General features: G+C 72.3%; 21 protein-coding genes and 1 riboswitch. Of the genes, 15 read left to right on the top strand and 6 right to left on the bottom strand.

Annotated features, from left to right (window positions below; all coding sequences use genetic code 11):
* Nucleotides 1-166 precede the first annotated feature (166 nt).
* The 4 genes from GA0070616_RS14065 to GA0070616_RS14080 all read left to right on the top strand — a co-directional run bounded on the left by GA0070616_RS14065 (nucleotide 167) and on the right by GA0070616_RS14080 (nucleotide 5,365).
* Nucleotides 167-2,041: a M14 family metallopeptidase gene (locus GA0070616_RS14065; protein WP_091081921.1), complete on the top strand. Its 1,875-nt coding sequence runs from the start codon at nucleotides 167-169 to the stop codon at nucleotides 2,039-2,041.
* A 176-nt stretch (nucleotides 2,042-2,217) separates the two neighbouring features.
* Nucleotides 2,218-2,356, top strand: a riboswitch (cobalamin riboswitch).
* A gap of 78 nt (nucleotides 2,357-2,434) precedes the next feature.
* The gene (locus tag GA0070616_RS14070) at nucleotides 2,435-3,373 is read left to right on the top strand and encodes an ABC transporter substrate-binding protein (RefSeq protein ID WP_091081924.1); all 939 of its coding nucleotides are present in this window, start codon (nucleotides 2,435-2,437) and stop codon (nucleotides 3,371-3,373) included.
* 76 nt (nucleotides 3,374-3,449) lie between these two features.
* Nucleotides 3,450-4,523, top strand: coding sequence for a FecCD family ABC transporter permease (locus GA0070616_RS14075; RefSeq protein ID WP_091090731.1), 1,074 nt, complete (start codon nucleotides 3,450-3,452; stop codon nucleotides 4,521-4,523).
* A 47-nt stretch (nucleotides 4,524-4,570) separates the two neighbouring features.
* On the top strand, nucleotides 4,571-5,365 hold the full coding sequence (locus GA0070616_RS14080) for an ABC transporter ATP-binding protein (RefSeq protein ID WP_091090735.1): 795 nt from the start codon (nucleotides 4,571-4,573) through the stop codon (nucleotides 5,363-5,365).
* Between the two features lie 11 nt (nucleotides 5,366-5,376).
* On the opposite strand, the gene GA0070616_RS14085 is transcribed toward GA0070616_RS14080, so the two are convergent.
* From GA0070616_RS14085 to GA0070616_RS14100, 4 genes are all read right to left on the bottom strand, one after another.
* Nucleotides 5,377-6,156 (bottom strand): VOC family protein, encoded by a 780-nt coding sequence (locus GA0070616_RS14085; protein ID WP_091081926.1) that lies wholly within the window; start codon nucleotides 6,154-6,156, stop codon nucleotides 5,377-5,379.
* Nucleotides 6,157-6,255: 99 nt separating this feature from the next.
* Entirely contained in the window at nucleotides 6,256-6,993 is a 738-nt protein-coding gene (locus GA0070616_RS14090; protein ID WP_091081928.1) for an ABC transporter permease, read from the bottom strand.
* A 9-nt stretch (nucleotides 6,994-7,002) separates the two neighbouring features.
* On the bottom strand, nucleotides 7,003-7,890 hold the full coding sequence (locus tag GA0070616_RS14095; protein ID WP_091081930.1) for an ABC transporter ATP-binding protein: 888 nt from the start codon (nucleotides 7,888-7,890) through the stop codon (nucleotides 7,003-7,005).
* A gap of 61 nt (nucleotides 7,891-7,951) precedes the next feature.
* Nucleotides 7,952-10,117, bottom strand: coding sequence for a HelD family protein (locus GA0070616_RS14100; RefSeq protein ID WP_139128897.1), 2,166 nt, complete (start codon nucleotides 10,115-10,117; stop codon nucleotides 7,952-7,954).
* A 250-nt stretch (nucleotides 10,118-10,367) separates the two neighbouring features.
* Here GA0070616_RS14100 and GA0070616_RS14105 point away from each other — a divergent pair, with 250 nt between their 5' ends.
* Nucleotides 10,368-11,219 (top strand): menaquinone biosynthetic enzyme MqnA/MqnD family protein, encoded by an 852-nt coding sequence (locus tag GA0070616_RS14105; RefSeq protein WP_091081933.1) that lies wholly within the window; start codon nucleotides 10,368-10,370, stop codon nucleotides 11,217-11,219.
* A gap of 24 nt (nucleotides 11,220-11,243) precedes the next feature.
* Here GA0070616_RS14105 and GA0070616_RS14110 read toward each other — a convergent pair whose 3' ends face one another.
* A complete protein-coding gene (locus tag GA0070616_RS14110) occupies nucleotides 11,244-12,179 on the bottom strand; it encodes a serine hydrolase (protein WP_091081935.1) in 936 nt (311 codons plus the stop codon).
* On the bottom strand, nucleotides 12,179-13,153 hold the full coding sequence (locus GA0070616_RS14115) for a hypothetical protein (protein WP_091081937.1): 975 nt from the start codon (nucleotides 13,151-13,153) through the stop codon (nucleotides 12,179-12,181). The genes GA0070616_RS14110 and GA0070616_RS14115 overlap by 1 nt, the downstream gene beginning before the upstream one ends.
* Nucleotides 13,154-13,511: 358 nt before the next feature.
* Here GA0070616_RS14115 and paaA point away from each other — a divergent pair, with 358 nt between their 5' ends.
* From paaA to GA0070616_RS14165, 10 genes are all read left to right on the top strand, one after another.
* Nucleotides 13,512-14,576 (top strand): 1,2-phenylacetyl-CoA epoxidase subunit PaaA, encoded by a 1,065-nt coding sequence (paaA, locus tag GA0070616_RS14120; RefSeq protein ID WP_091081939.1) that lies wholly within the window; start codon nucleotides 13,512-13,514, stop codon nucleotides 14,574-14,576.
* Entirely contained in the window at nucleotides 14,573-14,857 is a 285-nt protein-coding gene (gene paaB / locus GA0070616_RS14125; protein ID WP_091081942.1) for a 1,2-phenylacetyl-CoA epoxidase subunit PaaB, read from the top strand. The genes paaA and paaB overlap by 4 nt, the downstream gene beginning before the upstream one ends.
* Entirely contained in the window at nucleotides 14,854-15,582 is a 729-nt protein-coding gene (gene paaC / locus GA0070616_RS14130; protein WP_091081944.1) for a 1,2-phenylacetyl-CoA epoxidase subunit PaaC, read from the top strand. Before paaB ends, paaC begins: the two co-directional genes overlap by 4 nt.
* 167 nt (nucleotides 15,583-15,749) lie before the next feature.
* Nucleotides 15,750-16,229, top strand: a complete 480-nt coding sequence (paaD, locus tag GA0070616_RS14135) for a 1,2-phenylacetyl-CoA epoxidase subunit PaaD (RefSeq protein WP_091081946.1) — start codon at nucleotides 15,750-15,752, stop codon at nucleotides 16,227-16,229.
* Nucleotides 16,226-17,335: a 1,2-phenylacetyl-CoA epoxidase subunit PaaE gene (gene paaE / locus GA0070616_RS14140; RefSeq protein ID WP_091081949.1), complete on the top strand. Its 1,110-nt coding sequence runs from the start codon at nucleotides 16,226-16,228 to the stop codon at nucleotides 17,333-17,335. The genes paaD and paaE overlap by 4 nt, the downstream gene beginning before the upstream one ends.
* A 367-nt stretch (nucleotides 17,336-17,702) precedes the next feature.
* Nucleotides 17,703-18,893 (top strand): cyclic dehypoxanthinyl futalosine synthase, encoded by a 1,191-nt coding sequence (gene mqnC, locus GA0070616_RS14145; protein WP_091081952.1) that lies wholly within the window; start codon nucleotides 17,703-17,705, stop codon nucleotides 18,891-18,893.
* Nucleotides 18,894-19,297: 404 nt separating this feature from the next.
* The gene (locus tag GA0070616_RS14150; protein ID WP_091081956.1) at nucleotides 19,298-20,491 is read left to right on the top strand and encodes a hypothetical protein; all 1,194 of its coding nucleotides are present in this window, start codon (nucleotides 19,298-19,300) and stop codon (nucleotides 20,489-20,491) included.
* Between the two features lie 188 nt (nucleotides 20,492-20,679).
* Entirely contained in the window at nucleotides 20,680-21,885 is a 1,206-nt protein-coding gene (locus GA0070616_RS14155) for an LPXTG cell wall anchor domain-containing protein (RefSeq protein WP_091081959.1), read from the top strand.
* Between the two features lie 185 nt (nucleotides 21,886-22,070).
* Nucleotides 22,071-22,781 carry a demethylmenaquinone methyltransferase gene (locus tag GA0070616_RS14160; RefSeq protein WP_091081962.1) on the top strand — a complete coding sequence of 237 codons (711 nt, stop codon included), beginning with the start codon at nucleotides 22,071-22,073 and terminating at the stop codon, nucleotides 22,779-22,781.
* A 53-nt stretch (nucleotides 22,782-22,834) separates the two neighbouring features.
* Nucleotides 22,835-23,053, top strand: a complete 219-nt coding sequence (locus tag GA0070616_RS14165; RefSeq protein ID WP_091081964.1) for a hypothetical protein — start codon at nucleotides 22,835-22,837, stop codon at nucleotides 23,051-23,053.
* Nucleotides 23,054-23,243 lie beyond the last annotated feature (190 nt).

Genomic DNA, 23,243 nt, shown 5'->3' on the forward strand with positions numbered 1-23,243 from the left:
CCTTCCGGGCGGCCCGCCCTCCGGTGACCCTGTGGCAGGGGAACATGTCGCCGAAGTGACGATCAGGTTGGGATGAGCCGAGCAACGATCGATATTGATATGACCATGTGACCGGTGGTGGGCTGTCCTCCACCGGGCGGGTCCGCCCGCACCTCGAGGAGGTTCCATGGCCTTCCGCTCCATCCCTCTGCGCCGTGGTCTGGCGCTCGTCATCGCGGCCGGGCTGGGCCTGCTCACGCTCGCCGCCCCGCCCGTGTCCGCCCGGCCCGCCCCCGACCGGGACGCGCAACCTGCCGCCGTGCCCTACCGGGTGCTCGGCCCGAAGACCCTCGCCGACCGCGACGCGGTGGCCCGTACGGGCGCCGCGATCGACTACTCCGAACACGGCGTCCTGCACATCTCGGCCACCCGGGCCGAGGCGGCGGCCATCAGCCGTCTCGGGTTCCGGCTGGAGGCGGTCGCCGCGCTGCCCACCGACCGGGGTCAGGCCGAGGCCGGCACGCTGGCCTTCCCGCCCGCCGACTCCAACTACCACGACTACGCCGAGCTGACCGCCGTGGTCAACAAGGTGGTCGCCGACCACCCGACGATCGCCCGGAAGATCAGCATCGGCACCTCGTACCAGGGCCGTGACCTGATGGCGGTGAAGATCTCCGACAACGTCGCCTCCGACGAGAACGAGCCGGAGATCCTGTTCAACTCCCAGCAGCACGCGCGGGAGCACCTGACCGTCGAGATGGCGATCTACCTGCTCAACCTGTTCACCGACAACTACAACTCCGACTCCCGGATCCGGGACATCGTCAACACCCGGGAACTGTGGATCGTCCCGACGGTCAACCCGGACGGCAGTGAGTACGACATCGCCACCGGCTCGTACCGGTCGTGGCGTAAGAACCGCCAGCCGAACAGCGGCTCGTCGTACGTCGGCACCGACCTGAACCGCAACTGGGGCTACCTGTGGGGCTGCTGCGGCGGCTCGTCCGGCTCCACCTCGTCGGACACCTACCGGGGCCCGTCGGCGTTCTCCGCGCCGGAGACCCAGGCGCTGCGCAACTTCGTCAACAGCCGCGTCGTCGGTGGGACGCAGCAGATCAAGGCCAACATCGACTTCCACACGTACTCGGAGCTGGTGCTGTGGCCGTTCGGCCACACCACCAACAACACCACCACCGGGATGACGGCCGACCAGTACAACACCTTCGCCACCATCGGCCAGCAGATGGCGGCCACCAACGGCTTCACCCCGCAGCAGTCCAGCGACCTGTACATCACCGACGGTGGCAGCATCGACTGGATGTGGGCGGCGCACGGCATCTGGGCGTACACCTTCGAGCTGTACCCGGGCTCGGCCTCCGGCGGCGGCTTCTACCCGCCCGACGAGGTGATCCCCGCGCAGACGTCGCGTAACCGGGAGGCGGTGCTGATCCTCAGCGAGTACGCCGACTGCCCGTACCGGGCGATCGGCAAGCAGTCGCAGTACTGCGGCGGCGGTGGCGGTGGCACCACGGTCTGGTCGGACACCTTCGAGACCGCGACCGGCTGGACGATCAACCCCGGCGGCACGGACAACGCCACCACCGGCCAGTTCGAGCGGGGTGCCGCGCAGGCGACCAACTCCGGCGGCGCCAAGCAGCTCACCCCGTACGCGGGCAGCAACAGCCTGGTCACCGGCGCGCCGGCCGGCAGTGGTGCCGGTTCCTACGACATCGACAGCGGTGCCACCAGCGCCCGGTCCCCGGCGGTGACCCTGCCGTCGAGCGGCACCCTGACCCTGTCGCTGGCCTGGTACCTGGCGCACGCCTCGAACTCGTCCTCGGCCGACTACTTCCGGGTCAGTGTGGTGCACAACGGCGGCACCACGACCCTGCTCAACCAGGCCGGGGCGGCGACCAACCGCAACGGTTCCTGGACGGTGTCGAGCCTCAACCTCACCCCGTACGCCGGGCAGTCCGTCCGGATCCTGGTGGAGGCTGCGGACGCCTCGGGCGCGAGCCTGGTCGAGGCGGCTGTGGACAACGTCACCATCACCGCCTCCTGATCCGGCGGGGCCCCGTTCCACCCCCGACGGGGCCCCGTCCCACCCGGCAGGGCCCCGTTCCACCTCGGGCAGGGCCCCGATCCGGCAGGAAAGCGGATGAATCCCCGTCGAGTGGTCGTCGTCTCCCGCCCCCGCGCAGGAGTCGGCGGCCGCTCGGCGGGGATCGCTGCGTGACCAGGAAGAGGGCCGCGCGGCGTGCGCTACCGTCTTACCGACCACGCCACAGCGAAGCCGGTGCGAAACCGGTGCTGTCCCGCAACTGTGATGCCCCTGCCGGGGACGAGCCAGGTCGCCTGCGGTGCGGTCGCGACCCGCGCTCTCGAGGAAGGGCGCCTCGCGGACGGACGTACGCGTCCTGTCGGCGAAGCACCACCTCGACCGACAGGAGGACCGATGTTCAGACGTACCCCCCGGATCTTCGCCGCCACCCTCGCGGTGGCCGCGCTGACCCTCGGTGCCTGCGCCGAGAAGACCTCGGACACGCCCACCCCCGATGCCGGCGGTTCTTCCGCCGCCGCCTTCCCCGTCACGGTCGGCTCGCTGACCCTCCAGGAGCGGCCCGAGAAGATCGTGTCGCTGTCGCCGACGGCCACCGAGATGCTGTTCGCCATCGGCGCGGGCCCCCAGGTCACCGCCGTCGACGACCAGTCGAACTTCCCGGCCGACGCGCCGAAGACCGACCTGTCCGGCTACCAGCCGAACGCCGAGGCCATCGCCGCGCGCAACCCCGACCTGGTGGTGCTCGCCAACGACACCAACAAGATCGTCGACCAGCTCACCGCGCTGAAGATCCCGGTCCACCTGAACCCGGCCGCGAAGACGCTGGACGACTCCTACCGGCAGATCACCGAGCTGGGCGCGCTGACCGGCAACGTCGACGCCGCCGCCGACGTCACGAAGCGGATGAAGGACGACATCGCCAAGATCGTCGCCGAGGTGCCGGAGCGGGCCGAGAAGCCGACCTACTTCCACGAGCTGGGCCCGGAGCTGTACACCGCCACCAGCAAGACCTTCATCGGCTCGCTCTACACGCTCGCCGGCCTGGAGAACATCGCCGACGCGGCCGACGCCGACGGCAGCAACGGTGGCTACCCGCAGCTGTCCCAGGAAGTCATCGTCGACGCCGACCCGGACTTCATCTTCCTCGCCGACACCAAGTGCTGCCAGCAGAGCCCGGAGACCGTCAAGGCCCGCGGCGGCTGGTCCGGCATCACCGCGGTGAAGAACAACCAGATCGTGGCCCTCGACGACGACGTGGCCTCCCGTTGGGGGCCGCGCGTGGTGGACCTGCTGCGCGCCATCGTCGACGCCACCGCCACGGCGACCCCGTGACGGACGCCCGCCGGTGACCACGGCCCTGCCCGTGACCGGAGGTGACCGCCGCCGCGAGCGGCAGCCGACCACGCCGCTGCGGTCGGCCGGGACGCCCGTCGCGTCCCGGCCGGCCGGGCTGCGCCCGCGCTGGCTCGTCGCCGGTGTCGCCGCGGTGCTGGTCGCCCTGGTCGTCGGGGTGTCGCTCGGCCCGGTCGCCCTGCCGCCGGGCAGCGTCGCGGCCGAACTGCTCAACCTCATTCCGGGGGTACGCCTCGACAGCGGGCTGACCGAGCGGGAGATCGCCATCGTCACCGAGCTGCGGCTGCCCCGCGTCGTGCTCGGCCTGCTCGTCGGCGGGCTGCTCGCCCTGGCCGGCGGCTGCTACCAGGGGGTGTTCCGCAACCCGCTGGCCGACCCGTACCTGCTCGGCGTCGCCGCCGGCGCCGGCCTGGCGGTCACCGCCGTGATCACCCTCGGCGGGGCGGCCGGCGGCACGCTCACCGGCCTGCCCGTCACCATCCCGCTGGCCGCGTTCGTCGGGTCGCTCGGCGCGGTGCTGCTGACCTACCTGCTCGGCGTGTCCGGTGGGCGGGGTCGCTCCCCGGCCACCCTGATCCTGGCCGGCGTGGCCGTCTCCGCGTTCTTCTCCGCCGGGCAGACCTACCTGCTCCAGCGGAACTCCGACAGCATCCAGCAGGTCTACTCCTGGCTGCTCGGTCGCCTCGCCACCGCCGGCTGGGAGGACGTCCGCCTGGTGCTGCCGTACTTCCTGGTCACCAGTCTGGTGGTGCTGCTGTACCGGCGGGAGATGGACGTGCTCTCCGTCGGCGACGACGAGGCCGCCAGCCTCGGGCTGCACCCGCAGCGGTCCCGCTACCTGCTGATCGCCGCCGCCTCGCTGGGCACCGCCGCCGCCGTCTCCGCGTCCGGGCTGATCGGCTTCGTCGGGATCATCGTCCCGCACACCGTTCGGCTGCTCGCCGGGTCGAGCTACCGGGTCATCCTGCCCCTGTCGCTGCTGTTCGGCGGGGCGTTCCTCGCGCTGACCGACGTGGTGGCCCGCACGGCCGCCGCCCCGCAGGAGATTCCCATCGGCGTGGTGACCGCGCTGCTCGGTGGCCCGTTCTTCGTACTCGTGCTGCGTACCACCCGGCGGGTGCTGACGTGACTACGTCGGCTCCGGTGCCGGCCGGTCCTGAACCGTCGTCCGGTCCCGTGTCGTCGGGGACCGGGTCGGTGCCGGCTGTCGAGGTGCGGGACCTGCACGTCAGCCTCGGCGGAGCACCGATCCTGGCCGGTGTCGACCTGACCGTCGCAGCCGGCGAGTGGGTCACCGTGATCGGCCCCAACGGCGCCGGCAAGTCGACGCTGTTGCGCGCCGTCGGCGGCCTGCTGCCCGCGCCGGACGCCGTTTCCCTCTTCGGTACGCGTCTCGGCGCGCTACGCCGCCGCGACCGGGCCCGGGTGGTCGCCACCGTGGCCCAGTCCCCGGTCGTGCCGGCCGGCATGTCGGTGCTGGACTACGTGCTGCTGGGCCGCACCCCGTACATTCCGGCGTTGGGTCGCGAGTCCGCCGCCGACCTCGCCGCCGTGCACGACGTCCTGGACCGACTGGACCTGGCGGGCTTCCAGGCCCGGGAGTTGGCCACCCTGTCCGGCGGCGAACGGCAGCGGGTCTTCCTGGCCCGGGCGCTCGCCCAGGGGGCCACGCTGCTGCTGCTGGACGAGCCGACCAGTGCGCTGGACATCGGTCACCAGCAGGAGGTTCTCGAACTGGTCGACCAGCTGCGCGGGGCGCACGGCCTGACCGTGGTCGCCACCATGCACGACCTCTCCGTCGCCGGTGAGTACGCCGACCGCATGGTGCTGCTCGCCGACGGCCGGGTCGTCGCCACCGGCACTCCCGCGCAGGTTCTCACGGAGGAACTGCTCGCCCGCCACTACCGTGCCACGGTCAAGGTCATCCCCGGTGAACACGGCCCCCTGGTGGTCCCCACCCGCCCCCGCTGAGAACTTGTTGATCAACCCTGCCGGGAGGGGGTGGGGTGGGTGGTTACGGCGAACAGGGCGCCTTCAGGGTCGCGGAGGACGGCTTGCCGGCCCGTCGGCACGGGGCGCGGCGGGACCAGGATCGTGCCACCCTGCTCGGCCGCGCGGGCGGCGGTGGCGTCGGCGTCGGCCACGGCGAAGGACACCGACCAGTACGCCGGCCCGTCGAGCGGGGACCCGCCCGCCGGCGGCGACACCATCCGGGCCACCACCCGGTCCCCGAGCCGCCAGGCCGCGTACGTGCCCGGCCCCGGCCGCTCGTCGTAGGGCTGCCAGCCGAAGACCAGCCCGTAGAACTCCTTCGCGCCCTCGGGGTCGGGGGTGACCAGTTCCGTCCAGCTCATCGTGCCGGGCCGGTCGGACATCTCGGTCCCACCGAAGGTCATCGGCTGCCAGACACTGAACGCGGCCCCGGCCGGGTCGGCGAAGACGGCCATCCGGCCCCGGTCGAACACCGGGAACGGCGGCACCACGACCTGCCCGCCGGCCCGGCGCACCCGCCCCACGACCAGGTTCGCGTCGTCGGTCGCCACGTACGTCGACCAGATCGGCTCCTGGTCGGGCACCGCTGGCGGTCCCGCGCCCGCCACGGCACGCCCGGAGAGCAGGAAGACGGTGTACCCGCCGGCCTCCGGTTCCGGGTCCACCCGGCCGGTCCACCCGAACAGCTCAGGGTAGAACCGCCGTGCCTCGTCCAGGCCCGGGGTGGCGAGGTCGACCCAGCAGGGCGTACCCGGCGGGACGGTGCTCACGTCGACCCCTCTCGGCGCGGGGGTGGCCCCGACCGGCCGGGCCCCTTCGGGCATGGTGGCACCGGTACGCCGCCGCGCGGGGCGGAAACGGTCGTCTGGTCAACTGAACCGGCGACCCTCGTCCCGCCGGTACGCCCACCCGGCCAGCGCGGCCAGCCCCACCACCCACACACCCAGCATCACCAGCGCCAGCGGGTTGACCGGGTAGTCGCCCACGGTCGCCCACATCAGCTCCACGGCCCCCCGGGTCGGCACGAACGGCGCCACCGCCTCGATGAACCCGGGGGCCTGGTCGGGAGCGCTGAGCAGGCCACCGCCGAAGGCCAGCGGGAAGAACACGAGCTGCGCCACGACGATCGCCGCCTTGCTCGGCAGCGAGTATCCGATGGCGAGGCCCATCAGGGTGAACGGCACCGAGATCACCGCCACGGTGGGCAGCGCGAGCAGGAGGGCGCCCGGGGTCGTCCGGGCGGCGGTCAGCGTCGCGCCGATCAGCACCACCGGCACCAGCGAGAGATAGGTGATCGCCAGCCCGGCCAGTACCCGGCCGGCGAAGCGCGGCGCGGCGCCGGCCGGAAGCGTCCGGGTGTACGGGTTCCACGGCTGGTCACGGTCCTCGGCGACGCCGACGCCGTACTGGAAGATGTTGGCACTCATCACCGAGAAGGTGACCATCGCGGCGGTCGCGTAGGTGGCGCCGACGGGATCCTTCCCGGCGAAGGGCACCACGAAGAAGAGCATCGCGGCGGCGGGGAAGAAGGCGCTGCCGAAGATGGCGATCGGAATCCGGACGGTTTCCAGTAGCTGGTAGCGGGCGTGGACCAGGGTGAGTTGCACGTCGTCTCCTCAGGCGGGGGCCGGTTGGGCGGCGTCGTCGGCGGTGATCGCGAGGAAGGCCTCCTCCAGCGAGGTGGGACGCACCTCCAGGTCGTGGAAAGCCACCCCGGAGGTGACCAGGTCGCGGACCAGTTGGTCGGCGTCGGCGGTGAGCAGGTGGGTGCGGCCGTCGACCCGCTCGGTGCGCACCACGCCGGGCAGCGCCGGCAGCGTGTCGGCGACGAGACTGACCCGGCGTACGCCGACGACGGCCCGCACCGCCGCGACGGTGTCGTCGACGAGCACCCGGCCGTGCCCGATCACCACCACCCGCTGGGCCAACGCCTCCACCTCCTCCAGGTAGTGGCTGCTCAGCAGGACCGTCCCGCCGTCGGCGTGGAACGCCCGGATCGCCTGCCACAGGGCGTGCCGCGCCTCCACGTCGAGGCCGGTGGTCGGCTCGTCGAGGACGACCAGCCGGGGACGGCCGACGAAGGCCAGCGCCACGGCGAGGCGCCGCCGCTGCCCGCCGGACAGCCCGCCGCACTGCCGCCGGACCAGTTCGCCGAGGCCGAAACGGTCCAGGAGTTCGGCCCGGGGCACCGGATCGGGGTAGTGGGCGGAGACGAAGTCGACCACCTCGCCGACCCGCAGCGTGCCGGGCAGGCCGGTCTCCTGCGGGGTGACCCCGATCCGCAGCCGGGACGCCGGGTCGCGCGGGTCACCGCCGAACAGCTCGACCCGCCCGGAGGTCGGTCGGCGCAGCCCGACCAGCAGGTTGAGCAGGGTGCTCTTGCCGGCCCCGTTCGGCCCGAGCAGGCCGACCAGTTCGCCGGCGCGCACGTCGAGGTCGACGCGGTCCAGCGCGAGCACGTCGCCGTAGCGGCGGGTGGCCTGTTCGGCGCGGGCGAGGATCATTGCTGCTCCTTGGCGTCGGCGGGGAGGTGCCGGCCTCCGGCCGTGGCCGGGCCGGTCGCGCTCAGGTGAGGGGATCGGGCAGTGGCTCGGCGTGCAGCACCGACAGCCGGGACACCGCCCGGGTCAGCACCACGTACAACCGGTGCAGTCCGCGTGGTTCGGCGGCGACGATCGCGGCCGGCTCGACCACCACCACGTGGTCGTACTCCAGGCCCTTGACCAGGCTCGCGGGCACCACGGTGACCCGCGCGGCGGCCGGGTCGTCGACGGTCGCGGTGTCGACGTCGGCTGCCGCGAGCGCCGCGCGCAGGCCGCCGACCGCGTCGTCGGCGGCGATGACGGCGACGGACCCCTCGTGGGCGAGCGCCGCCCGCACCTCCGCCACCGTCGCGGCGGTCAGGTCGGTCACGGTACGCACGTCGAGCGCGCCGTCGCGGCGCAGCGACTCCGCGGGCGGCACGTCCACGGCGAGCGCCGGCAGCAGCCGGTTGGCCAGCGCGACCACGGCGGCAGGCACCCGGAACCCGACTGTCAGCGGCACCACGGTCGCGTCCGGCTTGCCCAGGTGGCGCAGTGTCTCCCGCCAGTCGGTGGCGGCCCACGGGGCGGTGCCCTGGGCGAGGTCGCCGAGCAGGGTGATCGAGCCGTGCTCGCTGCGGCGGGCGATCGCCCGGCACTGCATGGGGGAGAGATCCTGGGCCTCGTCGACGACCACGTGCCCGAAGCCCGTCGGGCGTTCGATCAGCCCGGCAGCCTCGTCGATGAGCACCGCGTCGGCGGGGGTCCACCTCGTCGCCTTCGCCGTCCGGCCCAGCCGGGTGCCGATGGTCGCCGTGCGGGCCGGCGAGCCGGCGATCAGGGCCTGTTCGTCGGGGGTGAGGAGGCCGTCGGCCGCCGAGGCCAGCCGGGCCGGGTCGCTCAGCAGCGCGTGCACCAGGCCGTCCGGGGTGAGGGCCGGCCACACCGCGTCCAGGAACTCGGTGACCGGGCGGGACCTGCCCGTCCGGCGCAGCCAGGCGTCGCTCGGCGACTCCGCGCGCCGGGCCTCGGCCTGCCGCTGCAACAGGCTGACGACGCGGGCGCGGACCCGTTCCCGCCCGGTCGCGTACGGCAGCCCTTCGCGGCGGGTCTCCTCGACCACCCGGTGCAGCGGGTCCAGGCCGATGCGCCAGCGGAACGAACCGTCGGAGATCATGATCGGGTCGCTGGGCGTGCCGATGTGGGCCTCGACGGCGCGGCGCAGCACCTCGGCCATCCGCGCGTCGTGCTTGACCGCCGCGACGGTCGGGTGGTCGGCCGTCGCCCGCACCGGCACCCGGTCGACCAGGTCCTCGACGGTGGCCTGCGCGACCTCGACCTCGCCGAGCGCCGGCAGGACCGCTGCGATGTACGCCAGGAACGCCCGGTTCGGGCCGACGACGAGCACCCCCGAGCGGCGGAGCCGTTCCCGGTGCAGGTAGAGCAGGTACGCGGCCCGGTGCAGCCCCACCGCCGTCTTGCCGGTTCCCGGTGCGCCCTGCACGCAGATCGAGGCGGCCAGGTCGGCGCGGACCAGTTCGTCCTGCTCGGGCTGGATGGTGGCGACGATGTCGCGCATCGGGCCGACGCGGGGCCGCTCGATCTCGGCGGTGAGGATCCGGCTGGCGGTGCCCAGTTCCTCGCCCCGGTCGAGGTGCTCGTCCTCGAAGCTGGTCAGCTCGCCCCGCTGGTAGCCGAACCGGCGACGCACGGCCACGCCCTGCGGCTCGCGGGCGCTGGCCCGGTAGAACGACCGGGACACGGGTGCCCGCCAGTCCAGCACCAGCGGCTCACCGGTGTCGTCGGCGACGTGCCGCCGCCCCACGTGGTAGCGCCGCCCGGCGTGGTCCCGGTCGGACGCGCCGAAGTCGAGCCGGCCGAAGAACAGCGGCGTGTCGGGGTCGTCGGCCAGTTCGGCGACCCGGCGGGCCAGGGTGCGGCCGAGGGTCTCCGCGGCGTACGCGTCGCCGGCCACCTGGTGGCCCCCGGCGAAGAGCGCCTCGGCGCGGGTGCGCATCCGCCCCAGCGCGGCCCGGGAGGCGTCGAGGTGCTCCCGTTCGGCGGCCAGGTCGCCGTCGAGGTGGTCCCGTGGGGCGGCGTGGTCGCCGTCGAGGCGGGCGGTGTCGCCGCCGTCGTGGTGCACACGGTCGCTGTCGGGGTGTGCGGAGCCCGGCTGTGCGTGGTGGGGGTCGAGTTCGACTGCGGTCATGCTGACTTCCCGTTCGAGGTCATCTGCTGATCGCTCGCGTCTCCGGAAGGCGGATGGCCGCCCGTCCGGCGCGGGGACGTCCGCTCCGGTGCCTGCTCACCTCGGCCGTCGGCGGCCCAACAGCCTACGCCTGCACCGTACCCGCCTCCACCGCATTTCCCGCCCGTCGGGCGGGCGGTGGGATGCGGGTTTGGCCACTTCCGGGGCGGCCAGCTCAGCAGGCGAGGTGGTACGGGGATACGGTCGGGGCATGGTCGAGCGCGTCGCACGTCCCCGGGTCGGGCACATCCAGTTCCTCAACTGCCTGCCGATCTACTGGGGTCTGATGCGTTCGGGCGCGCTGATCGACGTCGACCTGCACAAGGACTCACCCGACCGGCTCAGCGCCGCGCTCGTCGCCGGTGACCTGGACATCGGGCCGATCTCGAACGTCGAATACCTGCGACACGCCGACGAGCTGCTGCTCCTGCCCGACCTGGCGGTGGGCAGCGACGGGCCGGTGCTCTCGGTCAACGTGGTGAGCACGAAGCCCCTCGCGGAGTTGGACGGTGCCCGGGTGGCGCTCGGCTCCACGTCGCGCACCGGGGTCCTGCTGGCCCAGCTCCTGCTCGGCGAGCGGTACGGGGTGCGCCCGGAGTACTTTCGCTGCCCACCCGACCTGACCCAGATGTTGCTGGAGGCCGACGCCGGGGTGCTGATCGGGGATGTGGCGCTGCGCGCCCTCCACGAGGCGCCGAGGCGTGGGCTGGAGGTCACCGACCTGGGGCAGGCCTGGCGGGAGTGGACGGGCCTGCCGATGGTCTTCGCCGTCTGGGCCGTACGCCGCGACTTCGCCACCGCCCATCCCGGCCTGGTCAAGGAGGTGCACGAGGCGTTCCTGCGCTCCCGTGACCTGTGCCTGGCGGAGTTGGGCCAGGTCGCCGAGTCGGCGGCCCGGTGGGAGCCGTTCGACGCGGCCACCCTGGCCGAGTACTTCCGGGTGCTCGACTTCTCGCTCGGCGAGCGGCAGGTGGCGGGCCTGCGCGAGTTCGCCCGGCGGGCCGCGGAGGTCGGTGCTGCTCCGGCGCTGCCGGCCGACGGCCCGGCCTTCTTCAGCGGCTGAGCTTTCCCCACCGCCCCCGGAGGGTCAGGTGGCGCTGCGGAGCAGTGCCTTGGTGACCTTCCGGCAGTTGTCCATGCCGTACTCGTAGCCCCTGCCGATGGGGTAGCGGAGCATGACGCCCATGGTCCAGGTGTCGCCGATCGCCAGGCAGTTGACGTGGATCTCCTGTTCGCGGATGCGGTCGACCCAGCCGTTCTTGATGGCGATGGTCTTGCGCTCGGCGCTCGGGAACGCCTTGCGGATGCCGAAGTCGCCGGCGCCGCGCACCAGGCGCATCTCCTTGAGCAGCCAGCTCGTCCACTCCTTGCCGGCGGCCTTACCGTCGGCGATGCAGTCCCCGAGGCGGGCCGTGTCCCGGGGGGACAGCGCGGTTCGGCTCCAGCCCTTGTCGGGAGCGACGTTGCTGTCGGTCAACGTGCAGGTCTTCAGCAGCCGCTTGATCGACTCGGACCGGCCGATCTCCGTGTAGAGCTGCTCGGTCCGGGTGTTGTCGCTGTCCCGGATGATCTTCGTGAGGTCGGCGAGCTTCGCCTCGGTCGGCTTTCGGCCGGCCTCGTCGGTGCGCCGCAGGTAGTCGGCGACGATCCAGGCCTTGATCATCGAGGCGGTGGTGCTCGTCTCGGCCATGTCGGGGGAGCCGACGATCTCGCCGGAGCGCCGGTCCAGCAGGCTCCAGCCGTACCAGCCGTCGAGGTCGAGGTCGAGGTCGCGGGGGACGAACGGCAGCGGTTCCGGCGACGGGCTGGGCGAGGGTGACGGGCGCGAACGACGAGTGGCGGGGCCGTCGTCGGTGATGGCGGTGCCGCCGCCGACGCCGCCCCAGGTCGCGGCGGCCGAGGATTCGAAGGGGGAGCCGGGCAGCAGGCGCAGGGAGACGAGGACGAGACCGATCAGCACGGCAGCCGTTACGATGATCTTCGCGGGGGAGGGGTCGCCCGGCCCGCCGCGGCGGCGGGCCATCAGAGCTTCCCGGCGGGCTGCTGGGGCACCTTGAGGGCGGCGCCGGGCTGCGGGGTCACGAGCTGCGTGGCGACGCCCGCGCAGACCCGGGCCCCGTACTCGAGCCCGCTCTTGTGCGGGTAGCGCAGCATCACCGACAGGCTCCACTTCCCGGTCACTGCGAGGCAGCTGATGTGCCAGTTCCCGTCGTAGTACAGCTTGGTCCAGCCGTTCTTCATGCTGACCGGGCCCTGGGACTTGATCTCGGCGGGCAGGCCGTCGATGATGCCCCACCTGCCGCCGCCGGACTTGACCTGCTGGCTCTTGACGCTACCGCGCACCTTGGACATCTCGTCCAGCAACCAGCTGGTCCATTTCGGCCCTGCCGCCTTGCCGTCGGCGATGCAGTCGCCGAGCCGGACGGCGTCCCGGGGGGACATCCTGGTGAAGCTCCAGTAGCCCTCGTACCCCTTGACGTTGCCGCGCTTGGTGTCGGTCAGGCCGCAGATGCCGATCGCCCGCTTGATCACCGGATTCGGTTGGCCGTCCGGCGACTTGCGGTAGGAGCCGCCGGCGGCGTAGTAGACGGCGTTCGCGGCGTCGTCGTCACTGTCCCGGATGGCGAGGCTGGCCTGGCGCTTCAACTTTGCCGACGGCTCCTTGTCGCCGAGCTGGCGCAGGTAGTCGGCGACGATCCAGGCCTTGATCATCGACTCGGTGGAGCTGGTGGCGGTCATGTTCGTCGACCCGGAGACCTGGCCGGTCTGCCGGTCCAGCAGAGCCCAGGAGAAGAACTCGCCCTTGAAGTTCACCGAGACCGGGCCGGCGGCCAGGGTCGGGGGCGGCGGGACCGTGGGTGCGGGGGCGGCCACGCTCTGGGCGCCGCCGGTGCCTCCGTCGGTGGCGGCGAGCCGGGCGTAGGCGGCGGGCACGAGCATGACGCCTCCGAGGAGGACCGCCACGACGGCGAGCACCAGGGTCACGCGGGATCGCATGAGCGGACGAGCTCCAGGTGTCAGGGCCGGGGGACCGGCTGTTGCCAGGACTGACCGGCGGACCGTCAGGGCCGGGGGAGGTGGCCCCTTGTCGAGCTGGCGATCGTCGTCAGCCGATCGGTGTGACGCAGGAAGTCTACGTGTGGTTCGGCGGCACGCCAGGCCTCGACACCGGCCAACTCACGATGAAGTCGGGACAACGAGCCTTTGCGCGGGTGTTGTGAGGATTTATCAGGTTTTTGTGACGCGAGTCATAGCTGGTGCGCGTCACGGGTCGCGACGGGCACGTGACCGGGGGCGTCGTCGAATCCTGTGACACCCTCTGGTGTCGAGGGCTGCAAGCTGTAACACTGAACGCATGTATGGCAACGACTTCTCCGCCGAGGACACCCCCGGCGGCGGCCTGCTCGGTGAGGTCGAGGCGGCGGAAGCGGCGCTGCGCGAGGCCGCCGAGCGCGGCCGGCGCGGCGCGGCCGGGCCCGACGACGACCTGGCCGCCTACTTCGCCGAGGTCATCGACGCCGACCAGAAGATCGAACCGCGGGACTGGATGCCCGAGGCGTACCGGAAGACCCTGATCCGGCAGATCGCCCAGCACGCCCACTCCGAGATCATCGGCATGCAGCCGGAGGGCAACTGGATCAGCCGGGCCCCCTCGCTCAAGCGCAAGGCGATCCTGCTGGCCAAGGTGCAGGACGAGGCCGGCCACGGCCTCTACCTGTACGCCGCCGCCGAGACCCTCGGGATCAGCCGCGACGAACTGGTCGACCTGCTGCTCGACGGCCGGCAGAAGTACAGTTCGATCTTCAACTACCCGACTCTGACCTGGGCCGACGTCGGTGCGATCGGGTGGCTGGTGGACGGCGCGGCGATCGTGAACCAGGTGCCGCTCTGTCGCTGCTCCTACGGTCCGTACGCCCGCGCGATGATCCGCGTCTGCAAGGAGGAGTCCTTCCACCAGCGGCAGGGCTACGAGATCCTGCACACGATGGCGCACGGCACCCCGGAGCAGAAGGCGATGGCCCAGGACGCCGTCGACCGCTGGTGGTACCCGTCGCTGGCGATGTTCGGCCCGCCCGACGGCGACTCCACCCACTCCGGGCAGTCCATGGCCTGGAAGATCAAGCGCTTCTCCAACGACGAGCTGCGCCAGCGCTTCGTCGACATGTGCGTGCAGCAGGCGGAGATCCTCGGCCTGACCCTGCCCGACCCCGACCTGCGCTGGAACGAGGACCGGCAGGCGTACGACTACACCCAGCCCGACTACGACGAGCTGATGCGGGTGATCAAGGGCGAGGGGCCGTGCAACCGGCAGCGGATGGCACACCGCCGCCGCGCCCACACCGAGGGTGCCTGGGTCCGCGAGGCCGCCGCGGCGTACGCGGCCAAGCAGGCGAGGAAGAAGGAGAAGGTCGCCGCATGACCGAACAGTCGCCCCTGTGGGAGGTCTTCGTGCGAGCCCGGCGCGGGTTGTCGCACACCCACGTCGGCAGCCTGCACGCACCCGACGCCGAGCTGGCCCTGCGTAACGCCCGCGATCTCTACACCCGCCGCCAGGAGGGTGTCTCGATCTGGGTGGTGCCGGCGGGCGCGATCACCGCGTCCAGCCCCGACGAGAAGGACGCCTTCTTCGACCCGGCGGCCGACAAGGTCTACCGCCACCCGACCTTCTACGAGGTGCCGGACGGGGTGGCCCACCTGTGACCGCCGACCTGTTCGAGTTCACCCTCGGCCTCGGCGACGACGCGTTGGTCGCCGCCCAGCGGCTGGCCGAGTGGACCACCCGGGCACCGGAGCTGGAGGAGGACGTCGCGCTGGCCAACATCGCCCTCGACCAGCTCGGCGCGGCACGCCTGCTGCTGACGTACGCCGGTACGCTGGAGGGTGCCGGCCGGGACGAGGACGCGTTGGCGTTCCTGCGCGACGACCGGGAGTTCCGCAACTGCCTGCTGGTGGAGCTGCCCAACGGCGACTTCGCGGTGACCATGGCGAAGCTGCTGTTCCTGTCGGCCTACCAGCTGCCGCTCTACACCGCGCTGGCCGGCTGCGACGACGAGCGGCTGGCCGCGATCGGGGCGAAGACGCGCAAGGAGTCGGCGTACCACCTGGATCACGCCTCGCGGTGGGTGACCCGGTTGGGCGACGGCACCGAGGAGTCACACCGGCGGATGCAGGCGGCCGTGGCCGAGGTGTGGCCGTACACCCACGAGCTGTTCGCGGCGGCCCCGGCGGCCCCGGTCGACCCGGCCACGCTCCGCCCGCGGTTCGACGCGACGGTCGACGAGGTGCTGGCCGAGGCGACGCTGACCCGGCCGGCGACGACCTGGTCGCCGGCCGGCGGGCGGGACGGTGTGCACACCGAGCACCTGTCGTACCTGCTCACCGAGATGCAGGTGCTGCACCGTGCCCACCCGGGGGCGGCGTGGTGAGCGCGAGGAGTGCAGCGCAGCGGAGCCCCGCAGTCGCGAGCGAGGGCGATGTGGTGAGCGCGAGGAGTGCAGCGCAGCGGAGCCCCGCAGTCGCGAGCGAAGGCGATGTGGTGAGCGCGAGGAGTGCAGCGCAGCGGAGCCCCGCAGTCGCGAGCAAAGGCGATGCGGTGACCAGCCCCGGGGAGGCCGTCGCGGCGGTGGTGGACCCGGAGATCCGGGTGGTCACCATCGCCGACCTGGGCATCCTGCGGGCGGTCGAGGAGGACCGGGCCACCGGCCGGGTCGTCGTCACCATCACCCCCACCTACACCGGGTGCCCGGCGATGGACGTGATCCGCGCCGACATCCGCCGGGCACTGGCCGCCGTCGGTCACCCGGACGCCGAGGTGCGGACGGTGCACAGCCCGGCGTGGAGCACCGACTGGATCTCCGAGGCCGGGCGGGCCAAGCTCGCCGCCGCCGGCATCGCCCCGCCTGCCCCCGCGACGTCCGGCGGCGGCGCGGTGCCGCTGACCCTGGCCGTGCGCTGCCCACGCTGCGGGTCCCCGGAGACCGAGCAGATCAGCCGTTTCGGCTCCACCGCCTGCAAGGCACTGTGGCGTTGCCGCTCCTGCTCCGAACCCTTCGACCACCTGAAGGCGCTGTGACTGTCTCCATCACCAGGCCGGTCCGTCGCCGGCCGGTCTTCCACCCGCTGCCCGTCCGCGCCGTCGACCGGCTGACCGCCGACGCGGTGGCGATCACCTTCGCCGTACCCGAGGAACTGCGGGGCACCTTCGCGTTTGCCGCCGGTCAACACCTGACCGTGCGCCGCGTCGGCGAGGGCGGCGAGGATGTGCGGCGGTCGTACTCGATCTGTTCGACCCCGGACGACCTGGCCCGGCACGGCCGACTGCGGATCGGGGTGCGGGAGGTCCCCGGTGGGGCCTTCTCCGCGTACGCGTGCCGGGCCCTGCGGCACGGCGACACGGTGGAGGTGCTGCCGCCGCTGGGGCACTTCACCACCGCCTTCGCGCCGGACCGGGCCCGCCACTACGGCGCGGTGGTCGCCGGCTCGGGCGTCACCCCGGTGCTGTCGCTGGTCGCGACCGCCCTGGCCGTCGAGCCGGCCAGCACGTTCACCCTGGTGTACGGCAACCGCACGGCCAACTCGGTGATGTTCGCCGAGGAACTGGCCGACCTGAAGGACCGTTACCCGACCCGGCTGCACCTGGTGCACGTGCTGTCCCGGGAGCAGGGCGAGTCGCCGCTGCTGTCCGGGCGCGTCGACGCGGAGCGGCTGGGTCGGCTGCTGGACACCATCGTGCCCGGCGAGGCCATCGAGGAGTGGTTCCTCTGCGGGCCGTACGGCATGGTGGTGGACGCCAGGGCGGTGCTGGCGCAGCGTGGTGTCGTGGACTCGGCGGTGCACACGGAGCTGTTCCATGTCGACGCCCCGCCGGAGCCGGTGCGCCGGCCGGACGACGAGCCCGGCGTCGGCGCCGAGGTGACCATCGTGCTGGAGGGCCGCTCGTCGGTCTTCACGATGGGCCGCGACGAGCGGGTCCTGGACGCGGCGCTGAAGGTGCGTGGCGAGCTGCCCTACGCCTGCAAGGGCGGGGTCTGCTCGACCTGCAAGGCGAAGGTCGTCGACGGCGCGGTCCAGATGGCCCGCAACTACGCGCTGGAGCCCGACGAGGTGGCCGCCGGGTACGTGCTGACCTGCCAGTCCACCCCACTCACCGACACCCTCACGATCGACTACGACGCCTGACAGGATTCGCTCTCTCCGCCGTTGCGCCGGGTGGTGATCCGCCCGGGTCGGCAGCGAGAGTGAGCCTCCGATGATCGTTCCGGAGTTGTCCGGCGCCACCTGGCGCAAGTCGGGTCGCAGTGGGGATCTGCTGCTCTACCGGCGCGTCGACCGGGTGCCCGTGCGGGCGCCGGGACGGACCTCGGCGTTCGTACGGCGTCCGGGGCCTGCGCCATGATCACGATCGGGGTTCCGCCGGACGTCATCACGCGGTCGCTCACTTTCCGCTACACGTTGTGGGAACGCCGTCAGACCGGGTCCGTAGGGCGTTCGTCACCGGTGGTGGTGCCCGGTGCGGTGGGTACCACAGGCGACGTAGGCTCGGGGGGTGATGGTGAGCCGGGAGATCGACGACATCCTGCGGCGCGGCGCGGACGGCGGGCGGATCACGCCCGAAGAGGCACTGCTGCTCTACACGGAGGCACCGTTCCACGCGCTCGGCGAGGCGGCCGACGCGGTGCGCCGGCGGCGCTACCCGGACAACATCGTCACCTACCTGATCGATCGCAACATCAACTACACGAACGTCTGCGTGACGGCGTGCAAGTTCTGTGCCTTCTACCGGGCCCCGAAGCACCGGGAGGGCTGGACCCACCCGACCGAGGAGATCCTGCGCCGCTGCGGCGAGGCGGTCGAGCTGGGCGCCACCCAGGTCATGCTCCAGGGCGGACACCATCCGGAGTACGGCGTGGAGTACTACGAGGAGCTGTTCTCCTCGGTCAAGAAGGCGTACCCGCAGCTGGCCATCCACTCGATCGGCCCCAGCGAGATCCTGCACATGGCGAAGGTGTCCGGGGTGGGGCTGGACGAGGCCATCGCCCGGATCAAGGCCGCCGGCCTGGACTCGATCGCGGGGGCCGGCGCGGAGATGCTGCCGGAGCGCCCCCGCCGGGCCATCGCCCCGCTCAAGGAGTCGGGTGAGCGCTGGCTGGAGGTCATGGAGCTGGCCCATCGGCAGGGCGTCGAGTCCACCGCCACGATGATGATGGGCACGGGTGAGACGGCTGCCGAGCGGATCGAGCACCTGCGGATGATCCGGGACGTGCAGGACCGCACGCAGGGCTTCCGCGCCTTCATCCCGTGGACGTACCAGCCGGAGAACAACCACCTCAAGGGCCGCACCCAGGCCACGACGCTGGAGTACCTGCGGCTGGTCGCCGTGGCCCGGTTGTTCTTCGAGACCGTGCCGCACCTGCAGGCGTCCTGGCTGACCACCGGCAAGGACGTGGGTCAGCTCGCGCTGCACATGGGCGTGGACGACCTCGGTTCGATCATGCTGGAGGAGAACGTGATCTCCTCGGCGGGTGCCCGGCACCGCTCCAACCTGCACGAGCTGATCGGGATGATCCGTTCCGCGGACCGGATCCCGGCCCAGCGGGACACGCTCTACCGCCGGCTGGCCGTGCACCGGACGCCGGCCGACGACCCGACCGACGAGCGGGTGGTGTCGCACTTCTCCTCGATCGCCCTGCCGGGCGGCGGTGCCGGGAAGTCCCTGCCGCTGGTCGAGGCGCGCTGACCGGAGGGCCCGGTCCGGTGGCGGCAACCGCCGCCGGGTGAGGGGCAGCGGGGATCCGGGTCGGCGGCTCGGGTCGGGCGTTCGCCGTATGCCGGACCCGCGGGCTCGGGTCGGGTGTTCGCCCCTGCGCTGCGTGCGGAGGGCTGCGCGCTGCGTCATGAGTAGATGCCCGACCGGGCATCGTCCGAACGGTCTGCCGCTACCGTCCGTGCAGTTCGATCCGATCGCCCCGGTCGGGTCTCCCAGGGCTCAAGTGGGAGAGCAAGGGCCATCAATCCGGACAATCTTTAAGTGATCTTTAGGTGGGCAGTTGGCGACACCTGCGATCGGGGGTGGCGGCGATGATCGTGGGCCGCTAACGTGCGGCGCGCGACCCTTCCGCTCATCCCACGGGGGAACAGCCAATGACCTTCCGTAATCGGCCGCTGGTGCGGCTCGGTGCCGCCGCCCTGCTGGCATCCGGCGCACTGACCGTTCTCGGCACGCCCGCCCACGCGGCCGGGGCCACCGACCTCTCGCTGGACGTGGTGGGCACCAGGCTCGCCGCCGGCGTCGAGGGGAAGGTCGCCTTCGCGAAGATCACCAACAGGGGCGACGCCACGCCGGGTTCCCTGACGGTGGGCATCGACGTGTCGAAGGTGGACTTCGACAAGGTGGCGGCGCTCCCGCTCGCCGACAAGTGCGATGTGGAGGGCGAGGGCAGGCCGGTCCGCTGGACCTGTGACATACCCGGCGCCGACCTGCCGGGCCCGGGCGAGACCATCGACGTGCCGGTGGTCATCTTCAGGAACGTCGAGATCAAGGGCAGCTACGGCGCCCCGGTCACCGTGACCATCGAGTCGCCGGACGACACCGACGAGTCCAACAACAGCACGTCCGCCACCGTCGAGCTGACCGGCGTCAACGGGCCCGATCTGCTGGTGCTTGCCGAGGACGTCAAGCGGGGCATCACCATCGCCGACGACGGCGCCACCGTCCACGACGACCTGAAGGCCGGCCAGTACGCCGAACTGCTGTACACCGCCTTCAACCAGGGCGACCAGACCAGCGTCGGCCTCCGGAGCACCGTCAAGCTGCCCGAGGGTGTCACCTTCACCACCCCGATGGACGGCTGTGACTTCGCCGAGGACCAGACCTCGGTCGTCTGCACCTGGGACGACCTGGTGATGATCCCGACGCAGGACGACACCAACGGCGAGGACGACGCCTTCTCCGGCGTCGAGGTCAGCATGCTGGTCCGGGTCGCCAAGGACGTGAAACCGGGTGCCCTGGGCGGTTCCGTCGCCGTGGCCTCGCTCGGGGTGCAGCAGACCCGTCCGAAGATCACCAAGGCGCAGCTGCCCGAGCAGGTCAGGGGTGTGCAGGCCGAGGACGTCGACGCCAGCGACAACACCGACGCCTTCGCCTTCATCGTGGTCGACGGGTCGAACGGCGGTGGTGGCGGCGGCGACGGCGGCCTGCCGGTGACCGGCCCGCAGGCGACGCTGATCGGTGGCCTCGGGGCGACCGTGATCGCCGCAGGTGCCGCGATGTTCCTGGTGACCCGCCGTCGCCGGGTGGTCCTGGTGACTCCGGGTGACGAGAAGACCATTACCTGAGGCCCCGTCCTCCATCGGTCCATGAGGGCCGTTCACATAACGCACCACGGTGGAGGCGGGACGGGTGACCGTTCCGCCTTCGTCGTCCGCCCACCAGCCTCGGCGCGGAGCGCACTGGCGCGCCACGACGAGCTCGGTTACCGTCCGCTCGATTCCGCAACCTGCCAATCCCTATCCCCGGGGGATCGATGTCACTCCGTCGTACCTTTCTCACCCGCGCCGGCACCGTCGCGCTGCTCGCGACCGCCGGCCTGGCCGTACCGGCCGCCCCGGCGCTCGCCGCCGACCAGGCGGACCTCCTGCTCACTCCGCTCAGCTACGAGCTGGCCAAGGGCGTTTCCGAAGCCAAGGCCAAGCCGTTCAAGTTCCAGGTCGGCAACACCCGTGGCACCGTCGACGCCACCGGCGTCCGGGTGACCGTCGAGACGAAGGGCCTCAAGGACCGCAAGGTCGGGGTCGTCGTACCCGAGGGCTGCGAGGTCGAGGGCACCTCGTTCAGCTGCCTGCTCGGCGACCTGGCCGCCGGCACCACCGAGGACTTCGGCATCCCGCTCTTCTCCACCACCGGCAGGCGGGGTGACGCGGGCACGCTCGTGGTCACCGTCAGCGCCGCGACCGCCGACCCGAATCCCGAGGACAACACCGTCGAGCACGACATCACCGTCGCCAGGCCGGGCTACGACCTCACCACCTGGGTGCAGGACGTGTACGCCGATGTCGCGGTCGACGGCGACGAGGCCGACGAGTCCGGGCTCACGCCGGTGCGACCCGGCCAGACCGCGCCGCTGGACTGGGCCGTCTACAACGGCGGTAGCCGGCGGGCCAGCGGTGTCGCGTACGGCATCACCCTGCCGGCCGGCGTCACCTTCGCCGAACTGCCTGAGGGCTGTGTCGAGCAGGAGTTGGGCGGGTTCGCGCAGGCGTACTGCGAGGACCGGGGCGTCATGCTCAGGCCCGGACAGTTCTACACGGCTGACATCCGGGTGAAGGTGGCCGAGGGGGTGACCGAGGCGGTGCTGCGTCCCGGCTTCCTGTTCGCCGCCGGGCTGGACGACTCCGAGGGGGAGCCGCAGGAGCAGCCGAAGGTCGCCAGCGGTGCCCAGCGCAGGGCCTTCACCGAGGTCGACCCGACCGACAACCAGGCACAGTTCGACGTCTTCGTCGACCTGACCGCCGAACCGACTCCGGACCCTTCGGGCGAGCCGACCCCGACGCCGAGCACCACCCCGGGCACCGGCGGTGACGGTGGCGGGCTGCCGGTGACCGGCACGCAGGTCGGCCTGATCGGCGGGATCGGCGCTGCCGTGCTGCTGGCCGGCGGCGGCCTGCTGCTGCTCTCCCGGCGACGCAGGGTCGTCCTGGTGCCCCCCGGCGACGAGAAGTCGACCGACTGACGTTCGATCCGATCGGCCCGCCACGGGTCGTCTGCGAACACCCCGCCTCCGTGGCGGGACGGCTGACCGTCCCGCCACGGAGGCGTTTCCGGCTTGCGGGTTCGCTGGCTGGTTCGGTGGTCCCGGTCGGGAACGGCGGTGACCCTCCGCCCGGTTGGCTCGGCCCGGCTGGCAGAGTGGGGGGGGTGAGTCGTACCCCGCAGGGCCAGCGCGCCAGCCTGGACAAGCAGCCGCACGAGGTCGCCGCGATGTTCGACGGCGTGGCCGCCCGCTACGACCTGACGAACACCGTGCTCTCCTTCGGACAGGACCGGTGGTGGCGACGGGCCACCCGGGCCGCGCTGGGGTTGCGCCCCGGTGAGCGGGCCCTGGACGTCGGCGCGGGCACCGGGGTCTCGACGGAGGAACTGAACCGCTCCGGGGCGTACGTGGTGGGTGCCGACCTGTCCCTCGGCATGCTGTACGCGGGCAGACGCGCCCGGCCCGGGGTGCCGCTGCTGGCGGGCGACGCCCTTCGCCTGCCCTTCGCCGACGCCAGCTTCGACGCGGTGACGATCTCCTTCGCGTTGCGCAACGTGAACGACACCGACGCCGCGTTGCGCGAACTGGCCCGGGTGACCCGGCCCGGTGGCCGGTTGGTGGTGTGCGAGTTCAGCACCCCGGTCAACCCGGCGTTCCGCACGGCCTACCTGTCGTACCTGATGCGGTCGCTGCCCTCGGTGGCGCGGGCCGTCTCCAGCAACCCGGACGCCTACGTCTACCTGGCGGAGTCGATCCGGGCGTGGCCGGACCAGGCGGCCCTGGCGGCGCGGGTGTCGGCGACCGGTTGGGGCCGGGTGGCCTGGCGGAATCTCACCGGGGGGATCGTCGCCCTGCACCGGGCCGTCCGCACCTGAGCAATTTCGTGAACGCTCCCGCTTTGGTCTGTTTTGTTCCGTACGCTCGCCCCATGACCCACCGGGACGAAGCGGCCACCGACGATGCCGCGGAACTGATCGCGCAGCTGCGGGAGCTGGCCGGCGCGGATCCTGCCGACGTGCGTCAGGTGGTGGCCGAGGTGCTCTCCGCCCTGGATCGCGCCGCCGGGGGCGCGTTGCGCGAGCACCTGCCCGAGGCGATCCGGGTGGACGCGGGCCTCGACTCCGCCGCCAGCCCGGCCGGCCGCTGACCCACCCCGCCGCCGACCCGATCCGGAGCCGCTGACCCGTCCGCCGCCCGCCCGGCCCGTTGGACGGCCCGTCGCTCACCGGCCGTGGTCGGCCCGCCGCGGAGGGCGTAATCGACTCCCGCACGGTGTCGGGTCGGGCACCCGGTGTCACGGGCGGGCGTGACGAACCGGAGCCGCCCTGGTCTGGACG

It is taken from the genome of Micromonospora nigra (assembly GCF_900091585.1).
GTDB classification, from domain to species: domain Bacteria; phylum Actinomycetota; class Actinomycetes; order Mycobacteriales; family Micromonosporaceae; genus Micromonospora; species Micromonospora nigra.

Coding starts and splice junctions, on each gene's coding strand:
- GA0070616_RS14065 (WP_091081921.1), top strand. CDS start 167: ATGGCCTTCCGCTCCATCCCTCTGCGCCGTGGTCTGGCGCTCGTCATC.
- GA0070616_RS14070 (WP_091081924.1), top strand. CDS start 2,435: ATGTTCAGACGTACCCCCCGGATCTTCGCCGCCACCCTCGCGGTGGCC.
- GA0070616_RS14095 (WP_091081930.1), bottom strand. CDS start 7,890: ATGATCCTCGCCCGCGCCGAACAGGCCACCCGCCGCTACGGCGACGTG.
- GA0070616_RS14100 (WP_139128897.1), bottom strand. CDS start 10,117: ATGACCGCAGTCGAACTCGACCCCCACCACGCACAGCCGGGCTCCGCA.
- GA0070616_RS14105 (WP_091081933.1), top strand. CDS start 10,368: ATGGTCGAGCGCGTCGCACGTCCCCGGGTCGGGCACATCCAGTTCCTC.
- GA0070616_RS14110 (WP_091081935.1), bottom strand. CDS start 12,179: ATGGCCCGCCGCCGCGGCGGGCCGGGCGACCCCTCCCCCGCGAAGATC.
- GA0070616_RS14115 (WP_091081937.1), bottom strand. CDS start 13,153: ATGCGATCCCGCGTGACCCTGGTGCTCGCCGTCGTGGCGGTCCTCCTC.
- paaA (WP_091081939.1), top strand. CDS start 13,512: ATGTATGGCAACGACTTCTCCGCCGAGGACACCCCCGGCGGCGGCCTG.
- paaB (WP_091081942.1), top strand. CDS start 14,573: ATGACCGAACAGTCGCCCCTGTGGGAGGTCTTCGTGCGAGCCCGGCGC.
- GA0070616_RS14150 (WP_091081956.1), top strand. CDS start 19,298: ATGACCTTCCGTAATCGGCCGCTGGTGCGGCTCGGTGCCGCCGCCCTG.
- GA0070616_RS14155 (WP_091081959.1), top strand. CDS start 20,680: ATGTCACTCCGTCGTACCTTTCTCACCCGCGCCGGCACCGTCGCGCTG.
- GA0070616_RS14165 (WP_091081964.1), top strand. CDS start 22,835: ATGACCCACCGGGACGAAGCGGCCACCGACGATGCCGCGGAACTGATC.